Source organism: Paenibacillus sp. FSL K6-1096, assembly GCF_037977055.1.
Classification (GTDB): domain Bacteria; phylum Bacillota; class Bacilli; order Paenibacillales; family Paenibacillaceae; genus Paenibacillus_AQ.
The window spans coordinates 2852635-2868864 of the sequence record NZ_CP150274.1; the positions used below are offsets into that span (position 1 = coordinate 2852635).

Annotated in this window: 20 protein-coding genes; all 20 read right to left on the bottom strand. The window is 54.0% G+C overall.

Annotation, left to right across the window (positions count from 1 at the left end):
- Nucleotides 1-373: 373 nt before the first annotated feature.
- Nucleotides 374-3166 carry a phosphoenolpyruvate carboxylase gene (ppc, locus tag MHI24_RS12515; protein WP_340025952.1) on the bottom strand — a complete coding sequence of 931 codons (2793 nt, stop codon included), beginning with the start codon at nt 3164-3166 and terminating at the stop codon, nt 374-376.
- A 300-nt stretch (nt 3167-3466) separates the two neighbouring features.
- Entirely contained in the window at nt 3467-3748 is a 282-nt protein-coding gene (locus MHI24_RS12520) for a holin (RefSeq protein ID WP_238653173.1), read from the bottom strand.
- Entirely contained in the window at nt 3745-4455 is a 711-nt protein-coding gene (locus tag MHI24_RS12525; RefSeq protein WP_340025955.1) for a M15 family metallopeptidase, read from the bottom strand. The genes MHI24_RS12520 and MHI24_RS12525 overlap by 4 nt, the downstream gene beginning before the upstream one ends.
- Nucleotides 4427-4819 (bottom strand): hypothetical protein, encoded by a 393-nt coding sequence (locus tag MHI24_RS12530; RefSeq protein WP_340025957.1) that lies wholly within the window; start codon nt 4817-4819, stop codon nt 4427-4429. The genes MHI24_RS12525 and MHI24_RS12530 overlap by 29 nt, the downstream gene beginning before the upstream one ends.
- Entirely contained in the window at nt 4806-5003 is a 198-nt protein-coding gene (locus MHI24_RS12535) for a hypothetical protein (RefSeq protein ID WP_340025958.1), read from the bottom strand. The genes MHI24_RS12530 and MHI24_RS12535 overlap by 14 nt, the downstream gene beginning before the upstream one ends.
- Before the next feature lies 1 nt (nt 5004).
- Nucleotides 5005-5316 carry a hypothetical protein gene (locus MHI24_RS12540; RefSeq protein WP_340025960.1) on the bottom strand — a complete coding sequence of 104 codons (312 nt, stop codon included), beginning with the start codon at nt 5314-5316 and terminating at the stop codon, nt 5005-5007.
- Nucleotides 5317-5434: 118 nt separating this feature from the next.
- Nucleotides 5435-5566 carry a hypothetical protein gene (locus MHI24_RS12545; protein ID WP_340025961.1) on the bottom strand — a complete coding sequence of 44 codons (132 nt, stop codon included), beginning with the start codon at nt 5564-5566 and terminating at the stop codon, nt 5435-5437.
- Between the two features lie 56 nt (nt 5567-5622).
- Nucleotides 5623-6096, bottom strand: coding sequence for an XkdW family protein (locus tag MHI24_RS12550; RefSeq protein WP_340025962.1), 474 nt, complete (start codon nt 6094-6096; stop codon nt 5623-5625).
- A gap of 13 nt (nt 6097-6109) precedes the next feature.
- A complete protein-coding gene (locus tag MHI24_RS12555) occupies nt 6110-7867 on the bottom strand; it encodes a hypothetical protein (RefSeq protein ID WP_340025964.1) in 1758 nt (585 codons plus the stop codon).
- Between the two features lie 11 nt (nt 7868-7878).
- Nucleotides 7879-8490 carry a YmfQ family protein gene (locus MHI24_RS12560; RefSeq protein ID WP_340025965.1) on the bottom strand — a complete coding sequence of 204 codons (612 nt, stop codon included), beginning with the start codon at nt 8488-8490 and terminating at the stop codon, nt 7879-7881.
- Nucleotides 8491-8492: 2 nt separating this feature from the next.
- On the bottom strand, nt 8493-8828 hold the full coding sequence (locus MHI24_RS12565; protein ID WP_340025966.1) for a phage tail protein: 336 nt from the start codon (nt 8826-8828) through the stop codon (nt 8493-8495).
- An 11-nt stretch (nt 8829-8839) separates the two neighbouring features.
- Nucleotides 8840-9862: a DUF2793 domain-containing protein gene (locus tag MHI24_RS12570; RefSeq protein WP_340025967.1), complete on the bottom strand. Its 1023-nt coding sequence runs from the start codon at nt 9860-9862 to the stop codon at nt 8840-8842.
- A gap of 1 nt (nt 9863) precedes the next feature.
- Nucleotides 9864-10277, bottom strand: a complete 414-nt coding sequence (locus MHI24_RS12575) for a phosphoglucomutase (protein WP_340025968.1) — start codon at nt 10275-10277, stop codon at nt 9864-9866.
- A gap of 2 nt (nt 10278-10279) precedes the next feature.
- Nucleotides 10280-11338 carry a baseplate J/gp47 family protein gene (locus tag MHI24_RS12580; RefSeq protein ID WP_340025969.1) on the bottom strand — a complete coding sequence of 353 codons (1059 nt, stop codon included), beginning with the start codon at nt 11336-11338 and terminating at the stop codon, nt 10280-10282.
- A complete protein-coding gene (locus MHI24_RS12585) occupies nt 11331-11759 on the bottom strand; it encodes a DUF2634 domain-containing protein (RefSeq protein WP_340025970.1) in 429 nt (142 codons plus the stop codon). Before MHI24_RS12585 ends, MHI24_RS12580 begins: the two co-directional genes overlap by 8 nt.
- Nucleotides 11756-12049, bottom strand: coding sequence for a DUF2577 domain-containing protein (locus tag MHI24_RS12590; RefSeq protein WP_340025971.1), 294 nt, complete (start codon nt 12047-12049; stop codon nt 11756-11758). The genes MHI24_RS12585 and MHI24_RS12590 overlap by 4 nt, the downstream gene beginning before the upstream one ends.
- An 8-nt stretch (nt 12050-12057) precedes the next feature.
- Entirely contained in the window at nt 12058-13020 is a 963-nt protein-coding gene (locus MHI24_RS12595) for a hypothetical protein (protein ID WP_340025972.1), read from the bottom strand.
- A gap of 12 nt (nt 13021-13032) precedes the next feature.
- The gene (locus MHI24_RS12600; protein WP_340025973.1) at nt 13033-13779 is read right to left on the bottom strand and encodes a LysM peptidoglycan-binding domain-containing protein; all 747 of its coding nucleotides are present in this window, start codon (nt 13777-13779) and stop codon (nt 13033-13035) included.
- A gap of 1 nt (nt 13780) precedes the next feature.
- Entirely contained in the window at nt 13781-15613 is a 1833-nt protein-coding gene (locus tag MHI24_RS12605; RefSeq protein WP_340025974.1) for a hypothetical protein, read from the bottom strand.
- A 192-nt stretch (nt 15614-15805) separates the two neighbouring features.
- A complete protein-coding gene (locus tag MHI24_RS12610) occupies nt 15806-16228 on the bottom strand; it encodes a phage portal protein (RefSeq protein ID WP_340026670.1) in 423 nt (140 codons plus the stop codon).
- Nucleotides 16229-16230 lie beyond the last annotated feature (2 nt).

The following is a 16230-nucleotide window of genomic DNA, read 5'->3' on the forward strand; positions in this document are numbered from 1 at the left end:
GAACATTTGGACTTCCGGTCGCTGTTATTGGCAGATTTCCTCATGATTAACCGCAGCCGCGGTTGAAATCCGCCAATAAAGGCGAACGCTGCCGCTCCTCCAGTTCCAAATTTCCGCTCCGCCGGCTCTATCAGCCTGGTTCTCACCAACTGCCGCGCGCGTTTTCCGTTGCCCAAAACATAATTCAGGCAACAAGGGGGTGGGGCATGGGATCGGCCGGGTCTCTGTCCCCCGGCCTCCCTGGAAACATAAAAACCCCGTCCACCTCCGATTAAGGAGACGGACGGGGCACTTAAAGCGGCTTCGCCGGCTTTTAAGATCAAAACCCTTAAGCGGCTTCGCCGACTTAAAAACAAGAGCGTCAGCGCGAGTATCAGCCGGTGTTCCGAAGACCGGCGGCAATGCCGTTGATCGTAAGCAGCACTTCCCGCAGCAGGTCGGCGTCATCGCCCTCAGCCTCGCGCAGAGCGCGCAGCTCGGCAAGGAGCTGAACCTGCAGGTAGCTGAGCGGATCAACGTACGGGTTGCGCAGGCGGATCGATTCCTGAATGACCGGAACATTATCCAGAATCTCCTGCTGGCGGGTGATCTTAAGGATCAGCTCGGAGGTCAGCTTGAACTCAGCCTCGATCTGGCCGAAGATGCGGGTGCGGGCTTCCTCATTTTTGCCCATTCCGGCGTATTCCTTGGCAATGACCAGATCTGCCTTAGCGATCGCCATCTGCAGCGTATCGATCAGGGTCGTGAAGAACGAGAAGTTCTCATACATATGCTGCATGATCTTCAGATTCTCTTCCTTGCCCTCATAGAAGCTCTGCAGACCGGTTCCGGCCGCATACCAGGCAGGCAGCAGATAACGGCTCTGCGTCCAAGCGAATACCCAAGGGATCGCACGCAGATCCTCGAAGCGTTCGCTGTTCTTACGCTTCGACGGGCGTGATCCGATATTCAGTTCCCCTACCTCCGGCAGAGGTGTAGATTCCTTGAAGTAAGTCAGGAAGTCCGGATCACGGAAGATCAGATCCTGATACTTGGTCAACGAGACCTCGGAGATCTTGGCAATAATCTCATCCCATTTCGCCTCATACAGATCGGTCTGCGGGGTTCTGGCATGAATCGCCGCTGTAATCAGGGCAGACGTCGCCTGCTCCAGACTGCGGTAGGCAATGCCCTTCATCGAATACCGGGAGGAGATAACCTCGCCCTGCTCGGTAATCTTGATGCCGCCGCCGATGGTGGAAGCCGGCTGGGCCAGAATGCTGCGGTTCAGCGGCATCCCGCCGCGTCCGAGCGCACCGCCGCGTCCATGGAAGAACTTCAGCTTAATGCCGAAATCTTCGGCAGTCGCTGTAATCTCCTTCAGGGCTACGCGCAGCTCCCAGTTCGCTGTTACCACGCCGCCGTCTTTGTTACTGTCGGAATAGCCCAGCATGATCTCCTGCAGATCATTCATAGCGCTGACTGCAGCACGGTAGATCGGCATATTGAGCAGGGTGCGCATAATCCGCGGAGCATCGTGAAGATCGTCGATGGTCTCGAACAGCGGCACTGCCTGCAGCGTACAGACTACAGTACCGTCATTGTCCTTGCGGAACAAGCCAACCTCCTTGGAGAAGACCATTACCTCCAGAATGTCGCTTGGCGCTTCCGCCATACTGATCAGATAGCTGGTGATGCACTGCTTGCCGTATTCCTGCTGTGCCTCGAAGATCGTGCGGTATACCGCCAGGCACTCCTCCGTTGCTTCACTGTAAGACTGGTACGGTGAAGTCAGCGGGCGCGGATCATTCAGCAGCTTCTCGAGCAGCACAATCTTCTCCTGCTCTCCGAGCTTGGAGTAGTCCGGTGTCACATTCATCTTGGCCAGAACCTCAGTCATGGCATTCTCATGCTCCTGGCTGTGCTGGCGCACATCCAGCGTCGCGGTATGGAAGCCGAACAACTCGACCTGGCGGATCAGCTTCTTAATGTAGGTATCCGCTACGTAATCGGCATAGTGATGCCGCAGGCTGCGGTCAATCACGTTCAGGTCCTCTATGAAATGAGCGGGGGAGGCGTAGCGCTCCGGCGTCCCTTTTTTCTCATCGTCCAGCACGTTCTGCGTCTTGGAGATCATGTAGCTGAGCTTGATCCGGTAAGGCTCATTATCGTTGCGCCAGGCGTCAACCCGGTTGAGATTGATAATATTCCGGTCCGCCTCAATGGAATCCAGCAGCTCCGGCGTTACCTTCACAATGCTTGTACTAAAGCTCAGATACTGCATCAGCTCGCGCATAATCCGCTGATATTCCCGGATCGCCAGCTTGCGCTGTAAGCGCAGGGTCTGCAGGGTTACCGTTGCCTTCACGGACGGGTTACCGTCGCGGTCGCCCCCGATCCAGGAACCGAACCGCAGATAGGTCGGCACATGCCAGTTCTGGCCCGGATAATATTTGCTCAGACAGCGCTCCAGCTCCTGATACACATCCGGCAGCACCTCAAAAATCGTCTCATGGAAGTAATACATCCCGTTACGCACTTCATCCAGCACCGTAGGCTTGCGGTCGCGAAGCTCATCGGTCTGCCATAAGGTGATGACTTCATTCAGCAGCTTCTCGCGCAGCTGTTCACGTTCACGGAAGGTCAGCGTCGGATTATCCAGCCCCATAACATCGTCGGAGATGCGCTTGTGGATATCGAGAATCGCACGGCGCATCGCTTCAGTCGGGTGAGCGGTCATCACCAGTTCGAGCGACATGCCCGCCATGATCTCATGAACCTCTTCGTGCGAGAAATCCCGCTCGCGAAGCTCCTGTACCGCGCTCTCGATTGAGCCAGGCTGTACGGTTTCCCCGGCGGAACGCTCGTAGTCGCGCTTGCGGCGAATCCGGTGGTTCTGTTCAGCGATATTCACCAACTGGAAATAAATAGCGAACGCTCGGATGACCTGATGACGGTTCTCCGGGTCCAGTGAGCTGATCAGCTCTTTGAATTCATTGTGCAGTTCAGGCAAAAACAATGAGCGCAGTGATTTGCTGGTCTCGCGGATCTTCTCCACAATATCCAGCAGTTCGTTGCCGCCTTGGTGTACCAAGACTTCGCCCAGTATATTCCCCAGGAACCGTACGTCCCGCCGCAGCAGATTGTTGGAGTTGCTTTTGCTAACGGTAGTCGTAAGTTCGGTCATGCTGCTCCCCCCATCCTCTTCCGGATCAATGCTCTTAACATTGTCTATTTGAAAAGCTTTCCTCATATCATACAATAAAACGGTCCGAAAATCCTCAACTTTATTGCGCGGTAAAGCGATACAGTAATTACGATTATACACCAATTCGGCTATTTATACAGTCAAAAATAATTATGTAATTCTTCCTATTAGATCACCTCTTAAATATGTGTTTTATGTAGTAACTATGTAAAGTTTCATAACGCCAAACGCCAAAAAAACCGGCTCCGCAGAGCCGGTTCCCGCTGTTCAGGTTATCTTTTATTTCATCGTATGCCCTGACCTGTTGTTGAAGGCCAATTCAAATAATCCGGTAGCCGATAATCCGGCCAATCCGCCAGCCCACAGACGCAAGATCAGCTCCAGATCGGTAAAAGGATACGCCGCCGCTCCAACCAGCAGCCCGATGCCGAGTCCGATAAAAGGGATGCTGTTACGCGGCAGAATGGTAATATTTTTGATCAGCTGCACTAATGCAAGAATAAAGACGGCCAATACCGAGGCAAAAGCCAGCACGTTATCCAGCAGTTCGCTGTTAATCATGAGCTTGCTCCTTTCTGAGGGCCCGTGGTGATCTCCACTGTGTTAGCAGCCGCGTTGTAGGCAATCTGTGCTCCCATCGCTTCCGCAACCATGCGGACAGGAACATAGGTGACCCCGCTATCCAGCCATCCGTCTGTAATCTTCTTTCCATTAATGAGCACGTCCACTTTCTTCTCAGTCTTCACTGCTTGTTCCTCCTTCGGCTTGATCCGTTCATACACTGCATTCACAGCCGCAGCCGCAGGCTTTTTTCCCGCCCGAAGATCAGCCAGCCTGAGTCCGAAGCTCATCTGCAGATGCGGGTAGTCCTTGAAGCTCGTCCAGTCTCCGCCCCATTCGAAGCCGATCGCCTTCGCCTGCTGCACGACCTCCCGCCAATCCGGAGTACCGTCCTGATCCCCGTCCCTGGCCATATCCCAGGATACACTTGAACCGTCCGGGAGCAGCAGCGCAAAATCCACCGCCAGCCCGTAATTATGGTAGCTCTCCCCGCCGCGCGCATTCGTAACAATGGCCCCCGGCCGCGTCCGTCCCTGGGCATATAATGCATTCTGCTCGGCCATCGTCCGCAGCCCCTGTGTAATCAGGATCGGCACCCCGCAGGCATAGCTGCGTTCAATCAGTGCAGTGGCTGCGGCCAGTACAGCAGGATGAAGCCCGGTCAGTCGGGCCGCCGACTTATTCAGAACCTGGGTGAGCGTCAGCATCCGTTGTGCCCCCTTTCCTGATCTCGGAGAGAACCACGAACAGATCCTGCCGCTTGCTGTACATTAGTACGGTCAGGATAACGAGTCCCAGGGTCGTGCCCGTCTGGGCTACCGCCCAGGCTTCCGATTGCAGCGTGCTTACGACCGCGTCAGTGCCGGGACCGCAGGTGAGTCTGATCCAGAAGGCCACGGCCATTTTGACGGTATAGGCCCCGAGGAAAAAGAACGCTGCCAGCATAAACAAGCTCACTACGCGCACCCGGAATCTCCCGCGGAAATACAAAAAAAGCGCAGCCATCAGCAGCAGCGCACAGATAAAAGATATAGAATAGGCCAGTGACACCACAAGTTCAAGATTGCTCATCTTCAGCCCCCCGATCATAGATTAGGAACTGGGCGAACCCGTTGTTCCTGATTTCCTCCTGAATGTCCTTGGAGACATTCTTGTACCTCCGGATCGAGAGCGATACCCGGGCTCCAGCCTGCACCAGCCTCTGCTCTCTGTCCCGGTGGAGGGGCGATAGCCGTTTGATCCACTCGCTCAGCACCTTATCCCCCCCTGTCTTCTTCATTCATTCCGGTGGCACTGCTGCCTGCGGAATGGTCTATCTTGAGCCGCTGCAATACTTCAAGCGTTGGGGCCATGAAGTCTGACCGCTCTTTGTCGAGAATATTCTGCAGCCTGTCCCGGTCCTCCTCGGCCCGCTCCAGCAGCTCCCGCGGCACCAGATTCCCCTTCACAATCGACCGCAGCAGCACCAGCAGAATCATCAGCAGGACCAATGCAATGATATAGGCCAGTCCATACTTATCCGCCAGCGGCAGCAGCTTCTCCAGATTCGCAACATCGTTGCTGTCCATGGCTTCACTCCCTTCTGAGTGGTTATTCGTAGTGATTGTTGAAGAAGCCCCCGGCCGGGCCGGAGGCATCTTTAAACTTTTACAAAATAAAAACGCCCTAACCGGCGCCTGTGGTTACCTACTCTTCAGTTACAAGGAACGAAAGTCCGTTCTCCACCAGAATCTCCTTGACGGCAGGCTTCAGCGTGGAGGGAACTTCGCTATACTTCGTTTTACCCAGCGTGACACGTTGTGCAAAAAACAGCACCATTGCTCTCACCACCTTTCTATAATAGAGGTAATGCGCAGGTTCAACCCGCTGAACGTTTACGAATAGACTTGTGTAGCCATCTCCGCAATGAGATCCTCAATGAAATCCGCCCGTTCGCTGAGTGCATTATTCTGCGCCTTCAGCAGCAGATTCTCCTGCTGCAGCTGTTCCAGCTCCGTCAGCACCGGCGGCTTGTTGGCCTCGGCCTTTTGATACGCTTCCCAAGCTGCCTGCAACTCAGCCTCCGTCGGCTGCGTAGCATCCAGCTTCCAAACCGCAATATACGGCCCGCGTTCCACCAGATCATAATCCTCGCCCTCGGTCAGCCGATTATAGTCGATGCCGTAGCGGTAGTGAACACCCTCCACCGGTTCTTCACCGTTGTCCGGCGGCTTGATCTCGTAGCGGACCCGGCCCTTAGTTTCGGCCCCCGGCCGCAGGACGGGTTCGGGACCGTTGTCCTGGACGATGAAGTCGTGCAGGGGGGTGGCGGTTGGGTGTAGGTGTTTTATTGCTAGTGATAGGTTCATTCTCAGGCCTCCTTTATGCAATTCGAGCTACTTTGAATCTTGAATACGTAGCGTCACTAGAAATTGATTTATCTAGGGAATTATGGTGCTGTGCATATGCTTGAAGATTTTCACCTGCATTCATAAATACAGTACCAGAAACAGAAAGTTGCACATCCCCACCAGTATTCACAGCAACCCTATAATCCCCTAACTCTCGCCACGTTGCATTTTTGTATATAAGAAGATAATGCGATGTTATAGCTTCTGGCGTGTTAAACACAATAGAACATTCTACAAAGTAGAGGCCAGTTTTAGATGCAGTAAATGTGCTCGTGGAGTTATCAAATTCCCCTAACATATCGTAGACCTCATTTTGAAAATCTACTTTTGTAAGTACACCTTTTGTAATTGTTTGATTGTTAGTTTTAGAGGCATAAAATGAGCTTCGACTAGAATACGTATTATCCCCCCATGGGTTAAGTAAGTCTGTATGAACAAAACCACCCGCCTGGGCAGTATCTCCATTTTTCGATGATGCCCTTGTTCCAGCCCACCCAATTACCCCTGCCAATTCAGCAACATATCCATTTGTATTACCATTTCCTGTGGTGTTTTCGATATATGCCATACCTGCATTTACTACACTGGCTACTCTCAATTTATTGCTAATATTACATCCTGAGAATCGCGCTGAGCCTAAATTCACTCCGATTCCAGCAGAAGTGTTTCCCGTAGCAACAGCATTAATTAGAGTAAATACAGCACCTGTGCTCGAGATTGACTCCATTGCATTACCTGTTGTGGTACTGCAATTAAAACCAGTAAAATTAATAATAATATTGCATCCATTTACAATAATCCTATCAACTGTTCTGGACGTAGAGATAACGCTATCTCCAATAAAGTTAATCGAACCACCACCAATGAACCCGGATAATCTTATTTCTTCTATATATGTTCCGGCAGAAACATATACTGTAATAGTATGATTTACATTTTTAGGGATGATACTAATCGCTTTCCCAATCGTTTTAAAAGCCCCACCTGCTGTATTAGCCAGCCCAGAGTTATTGTCATTACCATCTGTACGGACATAGTAAGTAACATCACCGTTTGTTTCAAGTACTACAGAATTGTCTCTAACACCAGGAATGCTGAACATTAGTTTTCCAGCAGTATTTACACCCAACGTACGTTCTCCTTGAATGTTAGCAGCGTCGCGGTACTGGTATCTTATAACCTTTGACCATGAGCTTGCAGCAGCAGGAGTGGTCATAGTAATATCCCCAGCCATGCTTCCACCAGTCTTGGGAAGTGCAGCATTTAATTGCCCCTGAATCCCACTGGTCACCCCATCCAAATACCCGAACTCCGTATTAGACACCACCCCCGTCCCAATCTTGCTCGCATCAATCCCCGCCGATGCATTAATATCCGCATTCACGATCACTCCTGGAGCAATTGCCGTCACGCCATCCGAAGAACTGGTTACATCCCCTGTATGATTCGGATGCACATATTTATTCGCCCCCTGCGCCACGCTATCCAGCTTCGATTTATCTCCTTCGGCCATCAATCCCGCTGCGGTCGTGGTGGCAACGGCAGTTGACGCCTTAGCATTCCATGCGCTGCGCTCAGCCGCTGTAATATGCTTAACCGTATCGGCGGTGTGGTCCTGCACAGCCTTGACGGCGGTATCCAGAATATCCATATTGCCGTTCAGATCGGTGATATCTACAATGTCTGTGCCATCGGGCTTTTTCAGCCCCAGATTACCCGTTGTTTTCATCGCTCACACTCCTATTCATATACTCTTAGCTCGTTCCAGGTCTTGCCGTGCGCGCCGCTCCAGGTGAGAGACCTCAGCGAATCCCACCAGGTGTAGCTGTACACGAAGCTGTAGTCCAGATGGGCCGGCTTAATCTCTTCCATGATCTGAATCAGCCCCGCCATATTGGCCGGGATGCCCAGCGTGCCGACGAAGCGCACCTCGAAGCTATACGCTCCGGGCACCTCGACCACTTCCACATCTCCCCCGGAAAAAGCAGACGCCGTCCGCCGGATCATCTCCGGTGTCGTCGTGCCGCTGCCCCGCAGCTTAGCCTTGATCATCTCCCGGCGGGTCGCGTAGGACTTATTCGTATCGGTGGTCAGCCCGAGCATCCGCTCCCAGCGGGCCAGCCCCCACGTCGCCGAGTCCAGCGTCTTCTGGTCATCACTGTCGGCCAGCGCATAAGCGATTTCACCGCACGCTGCACCTGCACTCGCCTGTAAGGCCTCCATCTCTGGAACGCCCCGGTAATACTCGGGCAGGTATTTCATCAGATCAGGGGCGTGAACCTCAGGTCCGTCCTGGGGTCCCCCCTCTGCGGAATAAGTCAGCAGGCCATACATGCTCTCTCCATATGCCACGGCTACACCCCCTTGAGCTGATTCCAGGTCAGCGGACCTTTAGGCAGATAATCGTGGGTATGCGCAGCCGCCGGATAGACGGAGGGCTTGCCGTCCACACCGGACCAGGGAACCGTATCCGCCGCTTGGGCATAATCGACCTTGCCGTTATTATTCGTGTCGTAGATGCTCTTCAGCATATCGCCGGTGCCTTGGCCTGATGCCAGCAGCACATTGCCGCCGGCACTGCCGATGAACAGCTTGCCGGTATCGGTGCAGTAGCCCAGCTCGCCTGCGGCCAGCGTACCCAGCGCACTCTCCAGGCCGCGGCGGATTTGAATCAATGTCTTCCGTGCCATGTCACCGCCTCCTAGAATGTTCCGCCGTCGATGGTGCCGACCGTCAGCCGGTTGCCGTTAGCGGCATCGTAGACAATGCTGTCACTGTCTATATTGGCCTCAATGCCTGTCGTATTCACCAGGATACCCTTACCCGGCTTGGCCGCAACGCTGGTAGAACCGACAACAATCCCGTTGCCTGCGCCAACAGTCAGCGTCACACTTTCGGCCTGTCCGCCGCCGGTAAGACCGTTCCCCGCCGTGATCGTCTGCAGCGCACCGCCTGTGCGCACCCAGGCGCTGCCGTTCCAGCTGTAGATTTTCTGCTCATCGTCCACATAGGCCGTCCAGCCGACAGCCGGAACATAATAGGCCCAGGCGCCGGAGGCATATTCCGCAATCTGATTGGTTTTGCCAGCCCAGACGCCAGTAGCGCCCGAAGGGATAATATACCGGTCAGCCTCTGCGGGGCTGGACGGCGGCGTTGCCAGATGCTGATCCTTCACCGAGGCCTGCGGCTCAATGTTGTGCTTGGCCAGCTCGATCTCGTTTTTGATTTTTTGGGCGGACCACAGGTCTGTAATCGCTGAACCGCTATCGTTAATAACCCGGTGCTTGGCGGCATCGTTGATATGGGTTGCGATCTCTGCGGCAGTCTTCGTATATGTGCCGTCCGACACCTTATTCGGATGTCCTGCGGTAATGTCCGCCTTAAGCACCTTTGCATAGGTACTGCCGTCGGCAATGTCATCCATGCTTCCGGTCAGATCAGTCAACTTTTGTGCATTCACCCGCCGCCAGGCGGTCCCGTCATCGAAATACAGATATCCGCTGTTGCTCCCGCTGCTTACATAATACAACCGCCCCACGGAAGCAGCCGCAGGACGCGAAGCCTCGGGACCCGACAACGCGCGGCCGACCATAGAATTGGTAGTTCCGTCCCCGATATAGATCTCCTTCGTATCCGTACAGAACCCCATCTCACCGGCCTTCAGCGCCCCGTAGGTGGACAGCTCCGCCCGGGTGCCGCGTTTCAATTGAATCGTTTGTGCCATGTTACACCTCTTTTCTGAAAGATCCGCCGTCAATCACCCCGGCCTGTTTATACCGCTCCAGCTCCTGCTGTGTGGCGGTCAGCCCGCTCTGCAGCCGGTTCACATCATCCGCTTCTACGGTATCCCCCGGTGTCTCGTAAGTCACATAGACCTCGGGCACATCGGCATAGATGCTGATCAGCCGCCGCCAAGGGGCCTCATCGGGGAAAGAGACCGAATAATTCCGCACCTCTGCCCCGCTAAAGCGTGATCCCGTATACACTGCCAGCGTCTGATTGTTAATATTGTCGTGGGCCAGCAGCCCGCTGAACACTCCGCCGGTAAGCAGAAGCTTCTCTTCAACGACATAGCTGCCGCCGCTTGGCTTTTTGTTTAACTTATCCTGAAATACATCGATCTGCTGCGGATATGCCATAGCTACACCTCCAATACGACATTGCCGAAGAGCGGCACTTCCGTCTCGTTCAGCGTGATATTGGCCGTCCCGCCGTTTAGCTTAAGACCGCTGTAATCCACAACGCCCTCCGTGTCCAGCAGCAATGCGCCAATCACCGATTGACTAATATAGGTTGCTGCAAAAGCCTTCTCCCTACGGTACTCCTCCAAGCCCGCAGCAAAAGCGTCTATCACCGGCTGTAGCGCATAACCTGCCGCCAGCGTAACCTGGGCAGAGACGTCAATCACCTTGCCGGTGGCTGATTCTACCGTGACTACGGCTCCCACGGGAGCCTGTCCCTCGCCCATCCCCGGCGCAGGGTCAATATACTGCTGAACCCCCGAGACCAGCAGCGTGGAAGCCGGCCGGTGCTCCGCATTCACAATGACCACCTTGACCGTCTTCGGGCCGGCCCACAGCGGAAAGACGCGCGCGCCTCCCACGCCCTGAATCTGCCGGGCCCACTCCATATAATGATATTTATTGCCGCTTGTCGCCGGCCGTCTGGCCGAATCGAAAAACCGCTGGCGCAGCGCCTCATCCGGCTCCGCATCCGTTCCGGGAACCAGCAGCGACGTTACCTCGCCCCGGGCCAGGCCAGCAATATAATCGACAGGCAGCAGCGTCCCTGAGAATTGGTTCCCCTCCGTTCCGGCCGTCTCACTCTCCAGGCGGTACGTTCCGGGCTCCAGCTTCTCGACAGCACTATAATGAAGCAATCCCAGGGAGAAGCGGCTGCCCAGCGGAATGTCCAGAAGTACGTCCCCGCTGGCATAGAACTTGGCGCCAAGCTGCGCCTTCCCTGCGGGCTGACGGGTAATCCCCGTCCAGGCGATGCTCCGCTCCAGATACTCGCCCTCCGCCGTATCCGGGAAGAACAGATTGTTATTGACCTCCAGCTCCACATACATCTGGGCCAGCTCAGCCGCCGCCGGAGCGAGCGCATCATAGATGATGCTTCCCTCACGCTTGTCCAGTCCTTCCGGGACCCGGTCCAGCATCCGTTCAAGCAAGGCCTCATACGTCTGATCCTCATACACCGGCAATCCCCTCCTTTCTCAGCTCCACATCACCATAGATGGTGACTGCTGTGCAACTGAAGCTAACCGTATCTCCGTTCCACACAATCTCCACATCCCGGAGCTCTAGAATCCGCTCATCCTGTAGCAGCGCTTCGCTGACCAGCCGGCGCAGCTCCGGCCGGGCCAGCAGCCCGTCCTGCCCCAGCACCAGATTCCATTCCGTTCCGTAGTCGGAGCTGTAGATCAGATGCTCATAACGGCCTGTCTGCAATACCTTAACCGCCGCCTGCTTCACAGCCTCCAGGCCGTCTACCCGTCCGCTGATCCGCTTCTGCTCCCAGTCCAGCCGGTACGTCAAGCCCGGGCTGGCCTCCGAAGCCGTCACCGTTGTTTCAAGCGCTGCCGTCACCGGACCGGATCTGCCAATTGCCGGAATCATGGCTCCACCAGCCGATCCAGGACAATATAGCTCTGTCCGCCTTGCATCCGGGCGAGCAACACCCGGTCTCCCGCTTCAAGCCCACGGCGCAGCAGAAGCTCCCGGCCCTCCGCAACAATACGGCTCTCCATCACGGTTTCAGTCACAACCAGTGCCGGGCCCCTCAGCGTGAACCGCTGTCCGACCTCAATTTGCAGCGGCTCTGCCAGAACCACCGTCCCATACGAAAAAGCCACCGGATTCGTGTTCGACACGGCCCCGAGGCTTGCTTGTTTGATAATATCCAGCATATCGTTACCTACACCACCTTAATGTCCAGGGACATCGTATGCTCCCCTCCAGAAATTTTATGACTGCACTGGTCCACCAGAAACAGCTGGGTCTGGAATTCCTCCAGCAGGACGTAGATGAAGCTTCCGGCACGCACCCGCATATCTCCGATCGCCTGAACCGAGAGGCTGACCTTCTCACGGTTATGCAGCTTCAGCAGATTGTCTGCCTTCTCCTGAATCTGCGCGGCATTCGCCTGATCATCCGCCTTCTGATAGAGATGCAGGATGCCCCAGCGCTCTACATTTGCCTTGTCCGTGACCGGATAGAATTCGCGTTTGCCGGTCTGCTCGTTGTCCTGATACAGCAGAATCGTATTGTACGTATTATCGTCGATGCTTCTTTTCAGCGAATAGTCGTACAGCGAATGCCCGGCCCCCAGAATCACCTTCAGCAGCATCGACTGCGGACTACGCAGCGTCAGCTTGCCGAAATCATCGTAGAAGGCCATCAGCTGCCCCTTATACTGCAACTCACTGCCCACAGCGCCCATGATGATATCCAGTAGCTTCTTGTTGTCCTCAATCAGGGAGGGAATCTTATAGCCGGTAGGCTCCAGCTCTCCGATCCGCAGGCCGCGGTCTTTGGCAATGGTGCTGATCACCTCACTGGCGGTCACATTCTGCAGCACATAGCTGCCATTCCCCAGCAGATAGCGGATTTGGTCATAGGCCGTCAGCTTGATCTCCTGATTTGCGCCCGTGTCAATGCTGAAGACGAAGCCGTAGAATACATCGACCCCGTCCCTGCGGAACTGCACAATATCCCCGTTGCTGATCGCGAACTTCTTATGCTGGTAGATGCCGCTGTCCGCCAGCGTGAGTTCAAGGGTAGCCGGCTTGCCGGAGCGGGTCGTTTTCCAGGTAATATCCGTCACGATCCCGGCAACATTCCAGATGGCGCCTTCCTTATTAATTATGATTAATTCCATCGCCATGGCCTCCTACGACAGCTTGATCACTCTGCCGGGTTTCAGCTTTTTCGTTTCGCTGTCAGAGATATTGTTCAGCTTTTGGAGTGTTTTGTACTTACTGCCGTCACCGAGCTGCTTCTGAGCCACCGACCAGAGCGTATCCCCGGCTTTGAGCGTATAGGTAGCAGGTGCTGTCTTCTCGCTCGCCCGCTTCGGCTGCGTCTTCACCCCGCCGGTTTTGCCAACCTTCACGGCTAACGCCTGATAGAACACATACTTTTTGAGTCCAAGCGTATATTCAATATCTCCCGAAGACCCCGCACTGAGCTTCCACGAGAAATTCTCGATGCTAACCGCCATATTAATGCCAATATCCCCGGTAAAAGTCTGCTGCGCCTGCGCCCTGGCCTGCCTCAGCCAATCTGGAGTCTGCGTGTCCTGTACCTGGGCCGGCTTGAGTCCTGAGAACACAAACCGCACCGGCCTGCGGCTAAGCATCCATTTACGGATCAGCTCCACATATTCATAAGGCTTCAGCAGCTTGCCGGCATTCTCCCCGGAGTACACCACGAACGGATAATATTGTGCCGGAAACATACTCTCAATCGTAATCTCCGTCAGCTTGGGATAAGCAATCGCATTGATTTCGCCAAAATCAACAATGGTATAGCTTTTGCTGTCCCCATTCTCCTTGATCTCCAGGGTCTCAGGGTTCACCGGAAGCCGGATCACCTCTTCATAGTTGTTGAAGCTAAGATAGAAGCCATACTCCTCCATGTTACGTGTACACCCCCTGCGCCGTAGAGACGAACTCCTCCTTCAGCTTTTGCCCGATCTTCGTGATGATGGAGTCAATATCGCCGGAATTATTAATATTACCGGTTGTTACCTGCACCGTAGGCGTCAGTTCAACGAAATTCTGGATTGACTGAATCTCCGCCAGCTCCCGCAGCATATCCAGATCATCGCTGGAGACATCGACCTTATCTCTGATCTTGCCTACCTCGCCTACCTTGTTGATATTATTCATGTTCGCGGCAGCGGTCTGGGCAGTATTCAGAGAAGGCTCATCCTTGGACTTGACCGGCTCCAGCTTGGTATTAAATTTTTTAACGATATCTTGAGTTTTCCCAGTATATTCCACTACGCTCTTGGAGGTATCTACGAATTCCTTCTTCGGGGAATTATAAACATCCTTAGTTGACTTAGGTTCAACCAGAGTGCCCTTAGCATTCTTGATCATATCACTGAAGACATGCGGGTTCTCTACATCAAGGAAGTTGGGTTTGAAGTCGGCCAGGAATTGAAAACCAGGAAATTTGCTCAGCCACCCTGCCATCTTTTGAATTCCTTTAAGCACGAAGTTTATGCCCTCAGCTATGGCTTTGACGAATCCTCCCGCAAACGTCTCAACACCTAACGCCATTTGGTAAATGAAGCCCAGGAAGTTCGTTGCCAGATCATAAAACAGCTTCTGAACCGCATACGTCGGGTCAACAAACAAGTTACGGAAGAAGTCTGCAAAGGAAACGAAGTTATTGTACAGGCCGATCACAAAATTCTCTATCGTTGCCCTCAGCCAGCCAAATGCTCCCCCGATAAAAGCTACTACTGCGTCTACGGATACCCCCGCTTGCTGCAAAATATAAATCAGCAGTGCCACGGCAGCAACGATCAGAAGAATGGGCCAGTTGGCTACCAGCCAGGCTGCGGCGAGCGCATAGACCTGCACAATCATCGCAGCAATAAAAACAAACGCAATCGCAGCCAGGATCGGCCCGATAACCTCCCAGTTCTGCTGGAATGCCGTAAACATATATAAGATACCGTCCACCACTTCGCTAATTACAGCAGAAATGACCAAGAAGCCATTCGCTATCAGATTAAGAGCTGTCATCATGCCTTCAGACTGAAACGCGTTATTCAGGGTATCCAGTATCGGGCGTAAGACCACGATGGCTTTTTGGCCCATCATTGCTACTGCATTATCCATATTGCCCTGCAGCTTTTCCCATTTCCCCTTATCTTGCTCAGAGGCGTTGGCCACTACCGCTTTCGTACCCAACTCTTTCACCTTATCAAATACGCTGCCAAGGTCCAGCCCGCCTAGAGCATCCTTCGCCTTAGAGAGGAATCCCGGTTCTGCTGCCTTTTTTTCTTTCTCTGCCTTCTCCTGTTCCTCTGCCTCAGCGTTCTCCTTTTTCTTGTCCAATATATACCCTACAGCCTTTTCACCCACGTATGTGATTAACTCGAACCCGCTAACATCCAGCGCCTTCATTATTTTTTGGACTTTGGCCATGAAGCCGTTCTTGGCGTCTCTTACATTACTGCCCTGCGGACCATCCCCATCTGAACTGCCAGCAGAGCTGCTGGATCGGGAGGCCCCGTCTTCCTCTGACAGGCGTCTGGCCGCTTCCTGTGACTGCATGAATCCCTCCATAAAAGACTTGTTTTTCTCTTCATACACCCGCTGGAGGATTTGCTGCAGATCATTAAGTGAATGGCTGGCCCGGTTGAAATTCTGGTTCAGCCGGTCCCATTGTGAGTTCATATTTTGCCACACGGTTAAAGCTGTTACCGGAACCAAAGCTGTACTTGTAGTTCCCATTCATTCACCCCCTTCATCTTCTCTTCCCCTTGCTCCGCGCACGCTCGCGCTTCTCCTTGTCCACGCGGACTGCAATCATGGCATAGATCGCCGCACGTTCGCGGACGGAGAGCTTCATCAGCTCGTGCGGGAGAATGTGCAGCTCGTGGAGGGCGTAGTAGGCCAGATTGGCTTCGCCATCGCCCTCGTTAATCAGTTTTTTACTTCATCCACCAGCTCGTTCATATCCGTGGCGAAGCCGTTCAGCGCCTGAACCCGCTCTCCGAGCGCGGCGAATTCGCCGGGCAGCAGCATTTTGCGGAGCAGCGCTTCAGCGCCCATCACCCCGTAAGAACGCTGTAGCTCCGTGTTCTTCAGATCCGGATGCACAATGCTGGCCGTCATCAGCTTCGCCATATATTCATTGGGATCAATATCGGTGGTGTACGTACCGTTCTTCCCCTTCACCTTGCGTGTAGCCGCTTTGCGGCATTCCTGATTCTCCTCCTCATTCATGCTGCGCAGCTTCCAGAGGGCCGGATTCCCCTCCTTGTTCTTGAACCGCAGCGAGACCGCGAATTCCTCCGTGGTATCACTGGCTGCATTTTGCGCAAAAAACAAGCTCAAATCACTCATCA